We start from the raw sequence: 17,407 nt of genomic DNA, 5'->3' as shown, positions 1-17,407 counted from the left end.
TTCAGGTTTGGGCCTGATTCAGAGCATAGGAACGGAAGTTGCGCGCACAAGACGCGCGCGCAGACTTTGCACAGGGCAATTAGACGAGCTGACCTGCCAGCGAGTTCGGACCGGCTTCAACAAGCTTCACCGTAACCATCTGGCCGATCTCGGCTTCGCCGGCGAAGTGCACGGATTGCAGCCAGGGCGATTTGCCGAGCCACTGGCCGGGATGCTTGCCCTTGCGTTCGACGAGGACTTCGCAGGTCTTGCCGACGCTGCCCTGATTGAAAGCCAATTGATCGCGGTTGAGCGCCGCTTGCAGGCGTTGAAGGCGCTCGTCCATCACTGCTGCCGGAACATGGTCGGGCATCGTCGCAGCCGGGGTGCCGGGGCGGGCGGAATACTTGAAGCTGAACGCCTGCGCATAGCGGACGGCGTCGACGAGACGCAGTGTTTCCTCGAATTCTGCATCAGTCTCCCCCGGGAAACCGACGATGAAATCGCCCGACAGCGCGATGTCGGGCCGGGCGGCGCGGATCCGGTCGAGCACCTTGAGGTAGCTGTCTGCGGTGTGGCTGCGGTTCATCGCCTTGAGCACACGATCGCTGCCCGCCTGCACCGGGTGGAGGAAAGGCATCAGCTTCTCAAGTTCGCCATGCGCGGCGATCAGGCCATCGGTCATGTCGTTGGGATGGCTGGTGGTGTAGCGGATGCGCTTGAGGTCCGGGTCAGCTGCTAGGGCGCGCGCCAGCCCGTCCAAGCCGATGCTGCGGCCCTTGTCGTCCTCTCCAGTCCACGCATTCACGTTCTGCCCAAGCAGCGTGATCTCGCGCGCACCGCCGGCAACGAGTAGCTTCGCCTCTTCGACCAGATCGGAAAACGGGCGGCTGATCTCTGCACCGCGCGTATAGGGCACGACGCAGTAGGTGCAGAACTTGTCGCAGCCTTCCTGCACGGTGAGGAAGGCGGTGGGGGCTGACTTGCGGCGCTTGGGCAAGGCCGCGAACTTGGCCTCTGCCGGCATGTCGGTTTCGGTGGCGCGCTTTCCGGAAGCGGCCTCGGCAACCATTTCCGGCAAGCGGTGGTACGATTGCGGGCCGACCACCACCTTCACGCTTGGCGCGCGGGTCATGATTTCCTCGCCTTCAGCCTGGGCCACGCAACCCGCGACTGCGATCATGGGTGCCGAGCCATCTTCCCGGCGCAGCCGGCCGATATCGGAATAGACCTTTTCGGTCGCTTTCTCGCGGATGTGGCAGGTGTTTAGGACGACGAGGTCGGCGTCATCCCCGTCGCCCGCGGCAGACATCCCTTCTGCTGCCAAGAGTTCGGCCATGCGCTCGCCATCATAGACGTTCATCTGGCAGCCGAAGCTCTTGACGCGGAACGTCTTGGGGGAAGAAGTTGCGGTGGAAGACATGGGCCGCGCCGATAGTGGATTTGGCAGGGTTTGTCTAACGCGCGCCGTTCACCGCTGCGAGGATGCGTTCGCGTGCCGCTGTAGCCATGACCTTGCGGTTCGCTGTCTCCTCAGGTCCGAGTGGCGTGAGGAAATGCACTGTCACCGGGATCGGCTTACTCCGGGCGAGGATCTTGAGGAAATTGTCCAGCCCATGTTCCTCCCCCACCCATGCCATCGCGGCAACGTCCGGCCCGTAGTCGAGCCAGACCGGCTGTATCGCAATGCCGGGCGGGGGCGGATCCAGCGCGGACAATAGTGACGACTTGAACGGCAGCAAGCTGGCGCCGTTGCTCGTGGTGCCTTCCGGAAACACGGTGAGCGCACCAGTGTCGGTGAGAGCTGCACGCACCTGTTCGACCTGGGTATGGACCGAGCGCCGGTCATGACGGGCGACGAACACCGTGTCGTTCATTTCGCACAGCCATTTGAGCAGACCGACATCGGCAAGCCCTGAGTGGGCAACGAAGGCGCTACCGCTTGCGCCTGAGATGACCGGGATGTCGAGCCAGCTGACATGATTGGAGAGGAGAAACGCGCCCTTGCGCGAAGGCTCCCCCGAGATCTCGACGCGTGCGCCGGCGACGCGGGCGATGCCGCCAAGGAACACCCGTGGCCAGGGGTTGTGCAGTCGCAGGATCCGCCAGACGTAGTAAAGCGGTACGCATACGAGCAAGAGAACCAGCATCGCTGCGAGCCGCACTGCGATGCGCAGGCGTCCGACAAGCGAAATTGCCTGACGAGGGATAGCGTCAGCCGTCGCGTTCAAGCTTCACGCCGTAAAGCTCCATGCGATGATCGACCAGGCGGTAGCCAAGTTTTTCCGCGATCTGGCGCTGGAGTTGTTCTAGTTCGGGATCGACGAATTCGATGACCTTCCCGGTCTCGACGTCGATCAGGTGATCGTGATGCGCCTCGGGCGTCGCTTCGTAACGGGCGCGGCCATCACCGAAGTCATGCCGGTCGAGAATGCCGGCTTCTTCGAACAGGCGCACGGTGCGGTAAACCGTCGCGATCGAAATGCGCGAGTCGATGGCCGAGGCGCGTTCGTGCAGCTTCTCGACGTCCGGATGGTCGTCGCTCTCCGAAAGGACGCGCGCGATTGTCCTGCGCTGGTCGGTAATGCGCAGGCCGCGTTCGGCGCAGAGAGCTTCGATGTCGATCGGCTGATGCACTGGGTACTCGTCATGAAAGGATCGGCCCGCCGATCTATAGACCGGCGGGCCAAATCTTCAACTGTACGCAATCGTATTGCGCACAGTCATTGCCACCAATCTGCCCGCGGATCAGGCAGCGGTCTTGCGGCCGCGCTTGGGCGCCGGCTTGCGGCCGAGGCCGATCTTCTTGGCAAGTTCACGGCGCTTTTCGGCGTAGGCCGGCGCGACCATCGGATAGTCGGCAGGAAGATTCCAGCGGGCGCGATACTGTTCCGGCGTCATGTTGTAGCGCGTTGCGAGGTGGCGCTTGAGCATCTTCAGCTTCTTGCCATCTTCCAGGCAGACGATGTGATCGTTCTTCACCGAAGCGCGGATCGAAACGGCAGGTTCCGGAGCGGGCTCTTCGGCAACTACCGGCTTTTCCAGCCCGGCCAGCGCAGAATACACGTTTGAAATCAATGCCGGGAGATCGTTCACCGAGACGCTGTTGTTGCTCACATGCGCGGCAACGATATCCGAAGTGAGGGTGATCAGCGTCTCCCGCATGTCGTTCTGAATTTCACTCATGGCAAAACCGGCTTTCTATGTTTGTCCTGCGCGGAGGCATCTGGACTCGCGACTTGGTTTGGTGATCCAGATCACATTTATAGTCGCATCCCACAAGGATACAACCGGTTTCACGACAGATCGACGACGCTGTCAATGCTACTTAGGTTAATCCTAAGTATTGTTTCAATTGCCGAGTGCAAGTTCCTGGCTTATCGCATCAATTCTGGCCCCGCTGGGGGTGCGATAATAAGCCGGTCTTAATCCAATTTGGCGGAATCCGTGTGCGGCATAAAGAAAGCCAGCGGGATTGTTATCGCGCATCTCGAGGAAAACGCGGCGCATCCCGTTCTGCTTTGCGGACAGGATAAAGCGACCTAAAAGTGCGTGCCCCAATCCTTTTCGCCGGTACTTCGGAGAAATTGCGAAAAGGAGAAGTTCTTCCTCGTCGATGATCGCACGACTCAGGAAAAAACCGGCAGTTTCATCGCCGGATTCCAAGTCTTCGCTACCATCTGGTGCAATGAGACCGTAGCGACAATTGCCGACCAGTAGCGCGTCGCTTACCTGCTTGCGGTTCCAGGCCTCACCGTACTCCGCGGCGAATGCCTGGTCCATGACGGCCATGATCCGGTCGATATCATCGGGAGGCGGAGTCATCGGTCAGCCTATCCCTTCGGTCATGCTGCCGAAGGAAGGCGGGCATCGGGCGCGCGACCGTAGCTTGGCCTAGGATCGATATGGAACGCCCGCTCCTCCAGAAGGCCAGCGCAGCGAGCATCGGGATGCAAGCTGAGCGCAACCGCATGAGTGCGGTCGTCGGCGAGTTCTGCAGCCTGGCTGCCTGCCAGCAACAGAGCCGTGCTTCTCGACCTGGCCTGGGCAGGCGTGAGCGATGCGAGGGGAGCGAGCGGTGTTGCGTCAGAGTCGAAGGGTTGGAAAAACCACTCGCCGTGACCGCCGGTCATGCAGACGTCGACAGCCGAGCCTGGCCGTTCCGAAAGGGCCATCGCTGCAACCAGCGCAAGGCTTTCATACCCCTGCAATCGCGCATTCCATGCCAGCGCAAGGGCTCGTGCTGCAGCAAGGCCAACGCGAATGCCTGTGAAGCTTCCGGGACCGACGTCTATCGCGATCACATCCGCCATGCCCTTGTCGGGAAGGGCAGCAATCATGGGGACCAGTCGTTCAGCATGGCCGCGACCAAGCAGCGCGTATTCACCAGCCACCAGTACGCCATCCTCGATCAGCGCGACTGAACAAGCTTCTGTCGCGCAGTCTATCACGAGTTTGCGCATCGCCGTCAGATCAGGCTGCTCGAACTTCAGTAACTTCGGGCACGTAGTGCTTGAGCAGGCTCTCGATCCCGTTCTTCAGCGTAGCTGTCGACGACGGGCAGCCTGAGCAGGCGCCTTGCATCTGGAGGTAGACCACGCCCTCGCGGAAGCCCTTGTAGATGATATCTCCGCCGTCATTGGCCACCGCAGGCCGCACGCGCGTTTCGATCAGATCCTTGATCTGGTCGATGATGTCGGCGTCGGCCGGGTCGTCGGTGAAGCTTTCATCAGCTTCGGCAGGAACCGCGATGCCGGCGGCAGTGCCCCCCAGGAACAGCGGAGCCTGGCTGACGAAATGATCGAGCAGGATCGACAGAACCTGAGGCTTGAGGCCTGCCCATTCCACGCCGGGTGCCGCGGTGACCGAAACGAAATCGCGCCCGAACAGCACGCCGGTCACGTCACCAAGATCGAACAGGGCCTGCGCGAGGGGCGATGCTTCAGCAGCTTCAGGCGAGGTGAACTCGCGCGTTCCGGTCGCCATGACCTGCTCGCCGGGCAGGAACTTGAGCGTGGCGGGGTTTGGCGTGGTTTCGGTCTCGATGAACATGATTCGCATGTAGGCCGGTCCTTGGCGTGGTCAAGGGCCCGACAGGCAGGGTTTTGCGCAGTTTCAGCGCAAGGTCTCATGGCGGAACCTCGCAAGGCTCGCTAATGCAGCGAGATGATCAAGCTCCCCCTTGCGCTCGTCCGCCTCGCCCCTGCCGTTCTTGCCTGCACCTTGGGTGCTTCGGCCTTGAATGCCGCCGCACCTGCGGCAAAGCCGGTCGCCCCATCGGCTGTCGCCATTCCGATGCCGCTGAATCCGGTGGTCGCGCCCGCACAGCGCCTCTGCTCTGCCAAGACTGCTAGTGGGCTCGGCACGATGCTCCTGAAGCCGGCCGAAGGCGCAAAGCCGACCAAGAGTGATTACGTGCTGGTCAATTACGTCGGCTATCTTGCCGCCAATGGCGAGGTGTTCGACCAGGGCATGCAGGCGGCATTTCCCGTGGATGGCGTCATTCCGGGCTTCTCTGAAGGCCTGCAGCTTCTATCCAAGGGCAGCCTGATGCGTCTGTGCGTGCCCTCGGCGCTTGGTTACGGCGCGGAAGGCTCAGGCCCGATCGGTGCAAATGCGGATCTCGTGTTCCAGGTCGAACTGGTCGACTTCAAGACCGTTGCAGAAGTCGAAGCCATGCGTGCTGCCCAATCTGCAACCCAACCTGCGCAGCCGGCCACGACAACGCCCTGAAAGTAACGGGTCTATTCACTGGTCCTTCATGAGAAGGCTTCCTATAGTCGGGTGATGCGATCCCGTAACACGCGCGCCCGGCGCTTCGGCCTGTTTCTTTCCCTCCTGCTGGTTTCGGCGGCTCCCGTGGTTGCCGAAGCCCCTGCCAAGGCCCCGAGCGCGGCGACGAAGTCCAATGTCCCGTGGCTCTACAAGGGCTCGGACGTTCCGCAGGACAAGGCCTGGACCTTTGGCATCCTGCCGAACGGCATCCGTTATGCGGTTCGTCACAGCGGCGTCCCGCCCGAGCAGGTGTCGATCCGCGTTCTGGTGGACGCGGGTTCGATGTACGAGACCGAACCGCAGCGGGGCTATGCGCACCTCATCGAGCACCTGACCTTCCGCGAATCGAAGTATCTCAAGGAAGGCGAGACGATCCCCACGTGGCAGCGGCTGGGTGCCACCTTCGGCAGCGATACCAACGCCGAGACCAGTCCCACGCAGACGGTTTACAAGCTCGACATTCCCAATGCGACGGCACCCAAGCTGGACGAGACGTTCAAGCTGCTGTCGGGGATGATCACTGCGCCGATCTTCACCGATCGTGGCGTCAAGACCGAGGTTCCGATCGTCCTTGCCGAAATGCGCGAACGCACCAGCGCGCAATCGCGGGTGCTGGACGCAACGCGGGGGCTGTTCTTCAAGGGGCAGCTCCTGGCATCGCGCAGCCCGATCGGCACGGTGGAAACTCTCGAAGCGGCCGACGCTGCTGCGGTACAGGCTTTCCATGACAAGTGGTATCGCCCCGACAATACCGTGATCGTGGTGGCCGGCGATGCTGACCCGGCAGCACTGGTCGCGCGGATCGAACAATGGTTCGGTGGGTGGCAGGTGGCCGGCAAGAAGCCGTTGCAGCCTGATTTCGGCAAGCCGATTGCGCCCGCCGGCATCGATCCCAAGAACCCGGTCGGCGAAGCGAAAGTGCTGGTCGAGCCGGACCTGCCACGACTGGTAAACTGGGCGATCCTGCGTCCATGGACAAAGGTCAACGATACCATTGTCTACAACCAGGGCCTGATGATTGATCGGCTCGCGCTGGCTTTGATCAATCGCAGGCTTGAGGCCAGGGCGCGGGGCGGCGGGAGCTACCTGGTGGCGTCCGTGGACGAGATGAAGCAGGAGCTTTCGCGATCCGCAGACGCCACGATCGTGACGGTCACGCCATTGAGCGAGGACTGGAAAAGTGCGGTAACAGACGTGCGCTCGGTCATTGCCGATGCTTTGGCCACGCCGCCCTCTCAGGCAGAGATCGACCGCGAAGTTGCCGAATTTGAAGTCGCCTTCAAGGTCTCGGTCGAAACGCAGTCCACCATTGCCGGGTCCAAGGCGGCTGACGATATCGTCAACGCCGTCGATATCCGCGAGACCGTAGCCAACCCCGACACCGTCTACGACATATTCAGGCGTTCCATACCCTTGTTCAAGCCGCAAGCCGTGCTTGAACATACCCGTGCCTTGTTCAGGGGCACCGTGGTACGCCCGATGATGATCACGCCAAAGGCTGGCGAAGCTGACGAAGCCTCCCTGCGCGCGGCATTGACTGCGCCTGTCAAGGCGGCATCGGAAAGCCGCGTGGCGGCAAACGCCCTAAAGTTTTCGGACCTTCCACCCGTTGGCACACCTGGCACTGTCGCCAGCGCGCGACCGATCGGGTTGCTAGGCATCGAGCAGGTCGAACTCTCCAACGGTGTTCGCGTTCTGCTGTGGCCCAATGACGCCGAGCCAGGCCGCATCATCATCAAGGCTAGGTTTGGCGGCGGGTACTCGGCGATCCAGCCCCAAGATGCGGTTTATGGCCCGATCGGCGAGGTGGCGCTGATGGACAGCGGCATCGGCGCACTCGGGCGGGATGATCTGGACCGTCTGGCGACAGGCCGCAAGTTGAGCCTCGATTTCGACATAGACGACACGGCATTCGTGCTTTCGGCCGATACGCGCCCGGCGGACCTTGCCGACCAGCTCTATCTCATGGCTGCCAAGCTGGGCATGCCGCGTTGGGATGCCAATCCGGTGTTGCGTGCCAAGGCCGCGGCAAAGCTCCAGTACGAAAGCTACAATTCGGCTCCCAATGCGGTACTCAATCGCGATCTCAACTGGCTGTTGCGCGATGGAGACCCGCGCTATGCGACGCCAAACCCGGCCGAGCTTGAGAAGGTAACTCCGGAGGGCTTCCGCAAGACATGGGAGCCGCTGCTTTCGGAAGGACCGATCGAGATCGACATGTTCGGCGATTTCACACGGGAACAGGCATTGGCTGCTCTGGAAAAGACTTTCGGCGCCTTGCCGGTTCGCACTCCGACAGCGGCGCCGACACTCGCCCCGAACATCCCGGCACACAACCCCGAACCGCTGGTTCTGACCCATCGCGGCGATCCCTCTCAGGCCGCAGCCGTGGTGGCATGGCCAACCGGGGGCGGCCAGGCCGGTGTGCGTGAAAGCCGCCAGCTCGAAATCCTGGCGCAGATCTTCAACAATCGCCTGTTCGATGCGATGCGCGAAAAGGTGGGAGCGAGCTACGCACCACAAGTCGGTTCAAGCTGGCCCCTGGATCTGCCATCGGGCGGGTATCTCTCGGCGATGGTCCAATTGCGGCCGGGAGATTTCGACACTTTCTTTGCTGCCGTTGACAAGATCGCAGCTGAACTTGCTGCTACGCCGCCTTCAGCAGACGAGATCAGCCGGGTGACTGAACCGCTCAAGCAACTGATCACGCGGGCCAGCACTGGAAATGGCTTCTACATGTACCAGCTGGAAGGAGCTGCATACGATCCGCGCAAGATTGCTGCGATCCGCACGATCCTCAACGATTACAGCCAGACAACGCCCGAGCGCATGCAGGCTCTGGCGCAGAAATACCTGCGAGCGGACAAGAGCTGGCGCCTGGAGGTTGTCCCGGAAAAACGCTGACCGAAATGTCCTCAGGCCTGTGTCAGCATTCGATCTTGTCGTTCGTACCGCTCAGGCCAGGGCCGACATTACGGTCGTCACGGACGATGATGGCTGCCTGTTCGTGTATGGTGATCGGCTTGACGAACATCGTTCCGAACAGGCCTTTGTACTCGTACCAGACTTCGGCGACCATGACCGCGCCCTTGCTGGATGACGTGATCTTTCTACCGCCGAGCGAAATGCCCGAAGCTATCGAGGACAATGCGCTGCCTGTGAGATCTGGCTTGCCATGCGCAGAGGTCTGGCGGCCCTTGCCCATGCACTTCTGCCAATGAACATACTGCTTGCCAGTCAGTGGATGGACTTCAAGGCTGGACAGGATGACCCGGCCATTCTCGGCCAGATCGATATTCGAGCCTTCCTCCAATGCGCCTGTCAGGACCGAGTGTACGTCGTTGCTGGTAATCGTGGGGGTCGCGCCGCTATTGTCGGTTTGGCCAAGACGGGAAGCATTGTCAGCAAGCGCCAGAGCAACCTGGCTCGCTTCCATTGAAGCGGCGTTGAGCCATGCGATTTCGGCCCCATACATTCCCAGGATCATGAATACAGGCACAACCAGAGCGAACTCGATGGTCGATACCCCGTCCTGTCGGCTGAACAGACTTTGCAGTAGCTTCATGGGCAGCTCCCGGCCGTGGCGCCATAGCCCGTCTGGTTGCCGAACGGCTGGTTCTTGGTCACTGCGGTAGCCGTGAGCGTTCGTTCCGACCACATTTTGGGCAGGAAGGGCACTTGGAACACGGGTTTGAAGGTTGCTGTCACCTTGTAGACGACGACGTCATTGGCGGTACCGGCGCTGTCCTTTTGCCCAACATCCTGGTCCCATTGGCCATTTCGGTTTTCGTCGGTAAAGGTCTCGCCGGCATCGCACACGGCGTTGGCGTTCTTGTCATTCCATTTCTCGGCCCTGCCGACGTCGGCAAAGTCGTAATAGCTGGTCCGGCTCGTCTTGATGGTTACGCCAGGAAGCACCGGACGGATGGCGTCTAGTACCGAGGCGTCGGCTTCGCTGGTGTTGCGCGTTTCCAATGAAGAATCGCGCGCTGCGCGGTGTACAGCGCCGGTCAGGACCGATTTGCCATAAACCATCTGCCCGATGTCCATGATGCCGATCAGCAGCAACAGGAACAGGGGCACGACAATCGCGAATTCGACGACTGTTGCACCTTCGTCGTCAGTCCTGAGCCGCATTTCGGTCATTGCACCACTCGCAGTTCGCCGACCTGTTTTGCGATCGACTGGAATGCCGCATCCAACTGGTTTGCGTTGGCTGCCGTGAAGGCACTCGCGCTGGAGGCGCATGTCTGGAGTTCGGGCGTCATGGCCTGTGCAAACGCGATGACCCATATGCGGATGCCTTTGGCCTTCACGGCTTCGCACAGGGCGAGGAACCGTGAGTTATGGCGCGCAGCGTCTTCGTTTACACCATCATCGGTCACACGGCGATCATGGTACTCAATGCCCCATGCCGATTGGATGGAGTAGCTGGGCGCCATTTCGCCATCGGTCATGAAGATCAGATGGCGCGAAACCTCGCCGCCGTTCGTGGGCGCTTGGCGAACAGTGCTCGACCATAAGCCGTCTGGCGATGCCAGCCGCGCTCCCCATACCATCCCGATGTCATGGTAGGTCGCGCCTTCGGGAACGAGCGAATCCGCGAACGCGTCGAACGCGGTCTTGTTCATCGTGGCCAGCAAGCGCGCGCCAGTCGGGCAGAATGACGCCGCCTGCTGGCCCTGAGCCGAGGGTGTCGCACTGTTCATGTAAACAGTGCCGTTGTAGGTGACCGTCCGTATGTAGGCGACATTCGGCCACATCGGCGCCCATTTGCTGGATGCGGAGCTGTCAGGGGCGGAATCGATTTCGAGGTCCAAGGCGCCGGACGGGTTGAAGCCCCCCAGCGACGACCACGTGAAGCTTGGCTCGGATACGGTTGCGCGCTCCTCGATGCACCCTTTCCAAGTTGACGAAACAGACGCGCCGTTCTCGCCGGTTGGTGTGGAGACCGCTTCGAAATTCTTGAACCGGCTCGTGTCATAGGTCACCGGGCGATACTCCCAACGATCGAAGACTTGCGAGCTTGTATAGATCGGATCGGCCGTCGTGGTCGTCGTCGTCACGGAGTTGCGCGAGCCGGTTCGCGACTGGATCCTGTAGTTCAGGATCAGCCAGGCGCACTGATAGAAAGTCGCCGTCTGCGGCTGGGTCACGACGGTCGTCACAACCCGTTGACCGGACGAGTTCGTTGTCGTCGTTGAGGTGGAGGTGGCACTCCCTGAATTGGCCCAGGCCGTATCGGCTGGCTTTGCGTTGTTACATGATGTCGACGTCAGGTAGATGTTGGAGCCGTAGTTGGCCCAGAGGGAGTAGGTTGGCGTTGTAGTTGTGGTCGTCGGTGTCCCGCTTCTCGGCGTGCCGTAGCCACTCAAGGTCTGAACGGTTCGGTAAACCGCATGACGAGACTGGATTGTCCAACTGTCAACCAGATACGACGGATCAAGGTCGTGTAGAAGCCTGCCAACGTTGACTGACGAACTGTACGGCACGAATCCGTATCGCACACGTGCGTTTGTGCCCGACAAGGCGTTCTCGACAGTGCTGTGGAAGTTCTTCATGGCAGCGCGCAGTGCTTCGATGCGTGTCTGCGTACTTCCCGCCAGCAGTGAGGCCATGGAGCCAGTGGTATCGAGCACCATCATGATGTCGCTGTTGCCCACGCCCATCGAGGCCGTGCATCTGACGCTCAGATCAAAACCTTGAAAGCCGAAGATCTGCATCATCAGGGGCGGAAGCATGGTTGTGGCCACGGCGTCGATCGTGCCGCCTTTGTCCGCCGAAGTCGGCTCGAAAGTCGTGTCTCGTGAACCTTGGTGGGTCTCGTCGAAGTTTGCGAAGAAGTAATTGTCCGCCTGCGTCTTTGCCGCGGCATCGAAGCCGTTTGTGGTTACGGCTCGACGGCCTGCCAGAACACCTGCGTCGCATGCCGCCTGCAGCCTCGTCTGGGTGCGCCAGGCGCGGCTTATGTCGATGGCGCCGCCGATCAGCGCGGCCACGGCGAAGATTGCCATGGCCGATAGAGGCAGGATGTTTCCACCGCGGCTTCGGGCCAGTAAAATCAGGAAGCGGCGAAGGGCAAGCATGGGAAAACGATCGACCTTTGGTGGGATCTGCACGGTTAACCGCTCGTCCACCAAGACATCCTGATGAGGTGACTAAGGTAAATTCCCTATCGGTGGCCTTGGGCGTGATCGCGATGATCGATTGCTGTGACAGCAAGCCTTCCTTTGCTTTTCCTGCGCAGGCGGCGTATGGGCGCGCCTCTTGAAAGGAATGGAAAGTGGCACAGAACTGGACTGCGGATTCGTGGCGCGGGTTTGAAGGGCGGCATCTGCCGGTCTATCCCGATGCGCAAAAGCTGAACGAGGTCGAGAAGACCCTGACGAGCTTTCCGCCGCTGGTCTTTGCAGGTGAGGCGCGTGCTCTGAAGGCCGACCTGGCGCAGGTGGCCGCAGGCAAGGGTTTCCTGCTGCAGGGCGGAGACTGTGCCGAGAGCTTTGCCGAATTCCATCCGAACAACATTCGCGACACGTTCCGCGTGCTGCTGCAGATGGCGGTCGTGCTGACCTTTGCCAGCAAGCAACCGGTGGTGAAGGTGGGCCGCATGGCCGGACAATTTGCCAAGCCGCGTTCCTCCCCGGTTGAGAAAATCGGTGACGTTGAACTGCCGAGCTACCTCGGTGACAATATCAATGGCATTGATTTCACTGCGGAATCGCGCATTCCCGACCCTGAGCGCATGCTGCGGGCCTACAGCCAGGCAGCGGCGACACTGAACCTGCTGCGCGCCTTCGCGGGCGGCGGCTATGCCAACTTGCGTCAGGTCCACCAGTGGACGCTGGACCACATCGGCAAGAGCCCGTGGGCCACGAAGTTCCGTGAAACCGCCGACAAGATCGGCGAAGCGCTCGACTTCATGGAAGCCTGCGGCGTCGATCCGCGTACCGTGCCGCAGCTTCAGGGCACCAGCTTCTACACCAGCCACGAAGCGCTGCTTCTGGCTTACGAGGAAGCGATGACCCGGCAGGATTCGCTGACCGGCGAATGGTACGACACCAGCGCCCACATGCTGTGGATCGGTGATCGTACCCGCTTCGAAGGTTCGGCCCACGTCGAGTACCTGCGCGGCGTCAACAACCCGATCGGGATGAAGTGCGGTCCTTCGCTCAGCGTCGATGCGCTGCTGCGCATGCTCGATACGCTGAATCCCTCGCGCGAGGCCGGCCGCATGACGCTGATCAGCCGCTTCGGCCACGACAAGGTCGAGGCAGGGCTGGCTCCGCTGGTTCGCGCCGTGAAGCGCGAAGGCCATCCGGTGGTGTGGTCGTGCGATCCGATGCATGGCAACGTCATCAAGGCCGACAACGGCTACAAGACCCGCCCGTTCGACCGCATCCTGACAGAGGTGAAGGGCTTCTTCGCGGTCCACCGCGCCGAAGGCACCCACGCTGGCGGGATTCACATCGAGATGACCGGCCAGGATGTGACCGAGTGCACCGGTGGTGCCGTCGCGATCACCCAGGAAGGGCTGGCCGATCGCTATCACACCCATTGTGATCCGCGTCTCAATGCAGCGCAGTCGATCGAACTGGCATTCCTGCTGGCCGAGGCACTGAATGCCGAGCGGGAAGGGGCAAAGGCCGAAGCTGCCTGACGTCCTTCCCAGACTGCAAAATCATGGCCCCGGGGGTTCTGCCTCCGGGGCTTTTTCTTTGCCTAGCGCGGGTGTCTGGCGTTCAAGGCTATGCCCGCAAGGTTCTGCTCGCGCTTAACCCATCGAACACGCGTGGGCGGATTCGCTCCAGCCAGCTTCCGGAAGCGCTCCAGATGCACCCGGTCACTTGGCGAAGCCGCTTTCGCGCGGCCATTGGCCTGTGCGATCACCGAACGGCTGTCTCCCAACAGATCGAATGCGGCGGCGCCACTGGCCTGTGCCACTTCAAGCGCATGGATCAGGGCCAGCCATTCGGCATCGCCATTGGTGCCGTTGCCAAGATCGGTGCGCACTTGGGCCATCCCACGCATTACAGCCGCAACCTCGATGGGACCCGGGTTGGGCCGGCAGCCGCCGTCGAAGTAGACCTTGAGACGCTTGTGCTCTGCCATGGGTGGGGCGGTATCAGGCCCCGGCCTTCACCGCAAAACTCAACGCCAGCTCTGCCAGCGGTCGGACTCTTTCCGACATCGCCTTGGCGTGAGCGCTTGAGGCTGTCCCGTCGATCACGCGCTTCTTGATCCCCTGGATGATGCCTGCCAGCCTGAAGAAGTTGTAGGCAATGTACCAGTCAAGCCTTGGCAATCCGTCACGTCCGGTCTTTTCGCAGTATCGTGCAACCACTTCTTCAAGTTCCGGAATGCCCAGCGCCTTGCGGTCCAAGTCCTGCACGCCCGAACGTCCGCCATTGTCCTGCACCCATGCCGTGCAGAAATAGGTGAAGTCGGCAAGCGGATCGCCCAGCGTGGACAGTTCCCAATCGAGCACCGCAACGACCTTGGCTTGCGTGGGATGGAAGATCATGTTGTCGATGCGATAATCGCCATGCACCACGCTGGTCCGCGTCTGCTCGGGGAGGGTTGCGGGCAGCCATTCAATAAGCCGCTCCATCTCGGGCATCGTCTCGGTTTCCGAAAGGCGATACTGCTTGGTCCAGCGATCGACTTGCCGGCCGAAGTAGTTGCCAGGCTTGCCGAAGTCGGAAAGCCCGGCCTGCTCGATATCAACCGAATGCAATGCGGCAAGCGTATCGACCATGGCGTCGTAGGTCGCACGCCGGAATTCCGGTGTGGCGCCCGGCATTGCGCCGTCCCAGATCGTCCGCCCGTTGACACAGCCCATGACATAGAACCACGACCCGATGACGCTGTCGTCCGTGCACAGCCCATACTGGCGAGCAACCGGGAAGCCTGTTCCTGATAGCCCCGCCTGAACCTTGTATTCGCGGTCCACCGCATGGGCCGATGGCAGCAGCTTGCCGAAGGGCTTTCGCCGCAGCACGTAGGGCCCTGAAGGGCTGTCGATCTTGTAGGTCGGGTTCGATTGCCCGCCCTTGAATTTCGAGACCGTAAGCGGGCCCTGAAAGCCCGCCACGTTTTCCTCGAACCAGCGGGTCAGGCTCGCCTCATCCAGCTTGTCCGCGCCTTCGGGAACGACCGTTCCCGTAAACGCTGCCTGTGCGTCCATCGCCGCCTCGCTCATTGGCCGAACACGATGACCGAGCGGGCAGAATTGCCCTGCTTCATTTTCTCAAACCCTTCGTTGATGCCCTCCAACGGAATTCGTTCGGCAATGATGGTGTCGAGATCGAGAAGCCCGCGCATGTAGAAGTCAACCAGACGCGGCAGATCCACGGGGAAGTGGTTGCCGCCCATGATGGCGCCTTGCAGCTTCTTGTCCGACAGCAGGTCCATCGCCGACAGACCGACCTTGTGATTAAGCGGCATCATGCCGAGGATAGTGGCCGTCCCGCCGCGCCGCAGCGAAGCAACTGCCAGGTCGCCGGAAGCCGGCCTGCCCACTGCCTCGATGGCATGGTGGACGCCGCCCTTGGTCATCTCGACGATTTCCCTGGCCGCATCCGGCCCTGCGTCGATCGCATCGGTCGCGCCGAGCTTCAGCGCCAGTTCGCGCTTCTCGGGCATGGGGTCGACAGCGATGATTCGTCCGGCCCCTGCAATCTTTGCGGCATTGACGGTGGCCAGTCCCACGCCGCCGCAGCCGACGACGCAGATCGTTTCGCCCGGCGTCAGCTTGGCGGCGTTGAACACGGCGCCGGCACCGGTCGTCACCGCACATCCGATTACGGCGGCGCGGTCGAGCGGCATGTCCGGCGTGATCGCGACGCAGGCATGTTCATGCACCAGCATCTGCTCGGCAAAGGCCGAAAGGTTCAGCATCTGGTTCACGGTGCTGCCATCGTCGGTACGGGTGAGGCGCGGGGGCGCGCCAGCCCCGCGCCGGGTGTCGGCACCGAGGCACAGCGACATGCGTCCGGTGACGCAGAACTCGCAGTGCCCGCAGAAGGCCGACAGGCAGGTGACGACCGCGTCACCCACCTTCACGGTCCGCACTTCCGAACCCACGGCCTCGACGATCCCGGCTGCTTCATGTCCTGGCACGGCCGGGAGCGGATGCGGATAGGCGCCCTCGATGAAGTGCAGGTCCGAATGACACAGCCCGCAAGCGGCCGTACGGATCAGAACTTCGTGCGGACCCGGCTTCGAAACGGTCAGGTCCTGGATTTCGAGCGGTTTGCCCGGTTCGACGAGTACGGCGGCTTTCATCTTCTCTCTCCTTACCGAGCCACGCCCAGATCGCCCGAACTGAAGCCACGGTCGCCCGAGGGCAATTCCGAATGACGGGCAAATTCGATGCGGGCGATGGCGCGGGCGTGAACTTCGTCTGGTCCATCGGCCAGTCGCAGCGTCCGCTGGTGGGCATAGGCTTCGGCAAGACCGAAGTCTTCCGAAACGCCGCCGCCGCCATGGGCCTGGATCGCATCGTCGATGATCCGCAAGGCCATGTTCGGCGCCTGGACCTTGATCATCGCAATTTCCAGCGCAGCCGACTTGTTGCCGACCTTGTCCATCATGTCCGCCGCCTTGAGACAGAGCAGGCGGGTCATTTCGATGTCGATGCGGGCCTGCGCGATGCGCCATTCCCAGATCGACTGATCAGCCACGCGCTTGCCGAAGGCCACGCGCGATTGCAGGCGCTTGGCCATCTTGGCAATCGCCTCCTCGGCCACGCCGATCGTGCGCATGCAGTGATGGATGCGGCCCGGCCCGAGGCGTCCCTGCGCAATCTCGAAGCCGCGACCTTCGCCGAGCAGGATGTTGGATGCGGGCACGCGCACGTTGTTCATCACCACTTCCATGTGGCCGTGCGGCGCGTCGTCATAGCCGAAGACAGGCAGGTGACGGACGATCTCCACGCCCGGCGTGTCGAGCGGCATCAGGATCATCGACTGCTGCTGGTGACGCTTGGCCTCGAAGTCGGTCTTTCCCATGACGATGGCGATCTTGCAACGCGGATCGCCCACGCCCGACGACCACCACTTGCGCCCGTTTATCACGTACTCGTCGCCCTCGCGGCGGATCGAGGTTTCGATGTTGGTCGCGTCCGACGAGGCGACGGCCGGTTCGGTCATCAGGAAGGCGGAGCGAATCTCGCCGTTCATCAATGGGCGCAGCCACTGCTCCTTCTGCTCGAGAGTGCCGTAGCGATGGAACACTTCCATGTTCCCGGTATCAGGTGCCGAGCAGTTGAACACCTCGCTGGCCCAGCCGATGCGGCCCATTTCCTCGGCGCAAAGTGCATATTCAAGGTTGGTCAGGCCCGGGCCTTCGAATTCGAAGCTTTCCTCGACATGATGGTGACCGCCGTTGCGTGGCGGCATGAACAGGTTCCAGATTCCGGCAGCCTTGGCCTTGGCCTTCTCCTGCTCGACCGTCTGCAAAACCTTCCACCGGTCGCCCGTCGCCTGTTCGGCCTTGTAGTCCTTGTAGCGCGGGCGGACATTGTCCTCGATGAACTGGCGGACGCGGTCACGCCAATACTTCTGGCGGTCGGTCGGTTCGAAATCCATGAGCCTCTCCTTGGTTGCCCGGCAATGTCCATCGGGCCATGCGCGAATTCAAGCGGAAATTAAGT

At 61.6% G+C, this 17,407-nt stretch carries 17 protein-coding genes; 3 read left to right on the top strand and 14 right to left on the bottom strand.

Annotation, left to right across the window (positions count from 1 at the left end):
• Positions 1–79: 79 nt before the first annotated feature.
• From miaB to AX703_RS02010, 7 genes are all read right to left on the bottom strand, one after another.
• On the bottom strand, positions 80–1,402 hold the full coding sequence (miaB, locus tag AX703_RS02040; protein ID WP_062342303.1) for a tRNA (N6-isopentenyl adenosine(37)-C2)-methylthiotransferase MiaB: 1,323 nt from the start codon (positions 1,400–1,402) through the stop codon (positions 80–82).
• 34 nt (positions 1,403–1,436) lie between these two features.
• Complete coding sequence (locus tag AX703_RS02035; protein ID WP_062342301.1) at positions 1,437–2,210, bottom strand: 1-acyl-sn-glycerol-3-phosphate acyltransferase; 774 nt, start codon at positions 2,208–2,210, stop codon at positions 1,437–1,439.
• Entirely contained in the window at positions 2,194–2,616 is a 423-nt protein-coding gene (locus AX703_RS02030) for a Fur family transcriptional regulator (RefSeq protein WP_039332758.1), read from the bottom strand. Before AX703_RS02030 ends, AX703_RS02035 begins: the two co-directional genes overlap by 17 nt.
• A 111-nt stretch (positions 2,617–2,727) precedes the next feature.
• Positions 2,728–3,165, bottom strand: coding sequence for a MucR family transcriptional regulator (locus AX703_RS02025; protein WP_039332761.1), 438 nt, complete (start codon positions 3,163–3,165; stop codon positions 2,728–2,730).
• A 165-nt stretch (positions 3,166–3,330) separates the two neighbouring features.
• Positions 3,331–3,804, bottom strand: coding sequence for a GNAT family N-acetyltransferase (locus tag AX703_RS02020; RefSeq protein ID WP_062342299.1), 474 nt, complete (start codon positions 3,802–3,804; stop codon positions 3,331–3,333).
• A gap of 20 nt (positions 3,805–3,824) precedes the next feature.
• Positions 3,825–4,442 (bottom strand): tRNA (adenosine(37)-N6)-threonylcarbamoyltransferase complex dimerization subunit type 1 TsaB, encoded by a 618-nt coding sequence (gene tsaB, locus AX703_RS02015; RefSeq protein ID WP_062342298.1) that lies wholly within the window; start codon positions 4,440–4,442, stop codon positions 3,825–3,827.
• Between the two features lie 10 nt (positions 4,443–4,452).
• Positions 4,453–5,031, bottom strand: a complete 579-nt coding sequence (locus tag AX703_RS02010) for a NifU family protein (RefSeq protein WP_062342334.1) — start codon at positions 5,029–5,031, stop codon at positions 4,453–4,455.
• 114 nt (positions 5,032–5,145) lie between these two features.
• Here AX703_RS02010 and AX703_RS02005 point away from each other — a divergent pair, with 114 nt between their 5' ends.
• Positions 5,146–5,712 carry an FKBP-type peptidyl-prolyl cis-trans isomerase gene (locus AX703_RS02005; RefSeq protein ID WP_062342296.1) on the top strand — a complete coding sequence of 189 codons (567 nt, stop codon included), beginning with the start codon at positions 5,146–5,148 and terminating at the stop codon, positions 5,710–5,712.
• Positions 5,713–5,766: 54 nt separating this feature from the next.
• Entirely contained in the window at positions 5,767–8,658 is a 2,892-nt protein-coding gene (locus AX703_RS02000; RefSeq protein WP_062342293.1) for a pitrilysin family protein, read from the top strand.
• A gap of 22 nt (positions 8,659–8,680) precedes the next feature.
• On the opposite strand, the gene AX703_RS01995 is transcribed toward AX703_RS02000, so the two are convergent.
• From AX703_RS01995 to AX703_RS01985, 3 genes are read right to left on the bottom strand one after another with little or no spacing between them, the layout of a single operon-like run.
• Entirely contained in the window at positions 8,681–9,319 is a 639-nt protein-coding gene (locus AX703_RS01995) for a TadE/TadG family type IV pilus assembly protein (RefSeq protein WP_062342292.1), read from the bottom strand.
• The gene (locus tag AX703_RS01990; protein ID WP_039332766.1) at positions 9,316–9,900 is read right to left on the bottom strand and encodes a TadE/TadG family type IV pilus assembly protein; all 585 of its coding nucleotides are present in this window, start codon (positions 9,898–9,900) and stop codon (positions 9,316–9,318) included. Before AX703_RS01990 ends, AX703_RS01995 begins: the two co-directional genes overlap by 4 nt.
• Positions 9,897–11,891, bottom strand: coding sequence for a TadE/TadG family type IV pilus assembly protein (locus AX703_RS01985; protein ID WP_231735313.1), 1,995 nt, complete (start codon positions 11,889–11,891; stop codon positions 9,897–9,899). The genes AX703_RS01990 and AX703_RS01985 overlap by 4 nt, the downstream gene beginning before the upstream one ends.
• Positions 11,892–12,037: 146 nt before the next feature.
• Between AX703_RS01985 and AX703_RS01980 the strand changes: the two genes are divergently transcribed.
• Entirely contained in the window at positions 12,038–13,411 is a 1,374-nt protein-coding gene (locus tag AX703_RS01980) for a class II 3-deoxy-7-phosphoheptulonate synthase (RefSeq protein WP_062342288.1), read from the top strand.
• A 62-nt stretch (positions 13,412–13,473) separates the two neighbouring features.
• On the opposite strand, the gene AX703_RS01975 is transcribed toward AX703_RS01980, so the two are convergent.
• The 4 genes from AX703_RS01975 to AX703_RS01960 are packed head-to-tail and all read right to left on the bottom strand — an operon-like array spanning position 13,474 to position 17,342.
• Positions 13,474–13,863, bottom strand: coding sequence for a reverse transcriptase-like protein (locus AX703_RS01975; protein ID WP_062342286.1), 390 nt, complete (start codon positions 13,861–13,863; stop codon positions 13,474–13,476).
• A gap of 13 nt (positions 13,864–13,876) precedes the next feature.
• Complete coding sequence (locus AX703_RS01970) at positions 13,877–14,953, bottom strand: phosphotransferase family protein (RefSeq protein WP_197423580.1); 1,077 nt, start codon at positions 14,951–14,953, stop codon at positions 13,877–13,879.
• Entirely contained in the window at positions 14,950–16,038 is a 1,089-nt protein-coding gene (locus AX703_RS01965; protein WP_062342284.1) for a Zn-dependent alcohol dehydrogenase, read from the bottom strand. Before AX703_RS01965 ends, AX703_RS01970 begins: the two co-directional genes overlap by 4 nt.
• Before the next feature lie 11 nt (positions 16,039–16,049).
• Entirely contained in the window at positions 16,050–17,342 is a 1,293-nt protein-coding gene (locus tag AX703_RS01960; protein ID WP_062342281.1) for an acyl-CoA dehydrogenase family protein, read from the bottom strand.
• Between the last annotated feature and the right edge of the window lie 65 nt (positions 17,343–17,407).

The organism is Novosphingobium sp. CCH12-A3, assembly GCF_001556015.1.
Classification (GTDB): Bacteria; Pseudomonadota; Alphaproteobacteria; order Sphingomonadales; family Sphingomonadaceae; genus Novosphingobium; species Novosphingobium subterraneum.
This window is presented reverse-complemented; position numbering and strand designations above follow the sequence as displayed.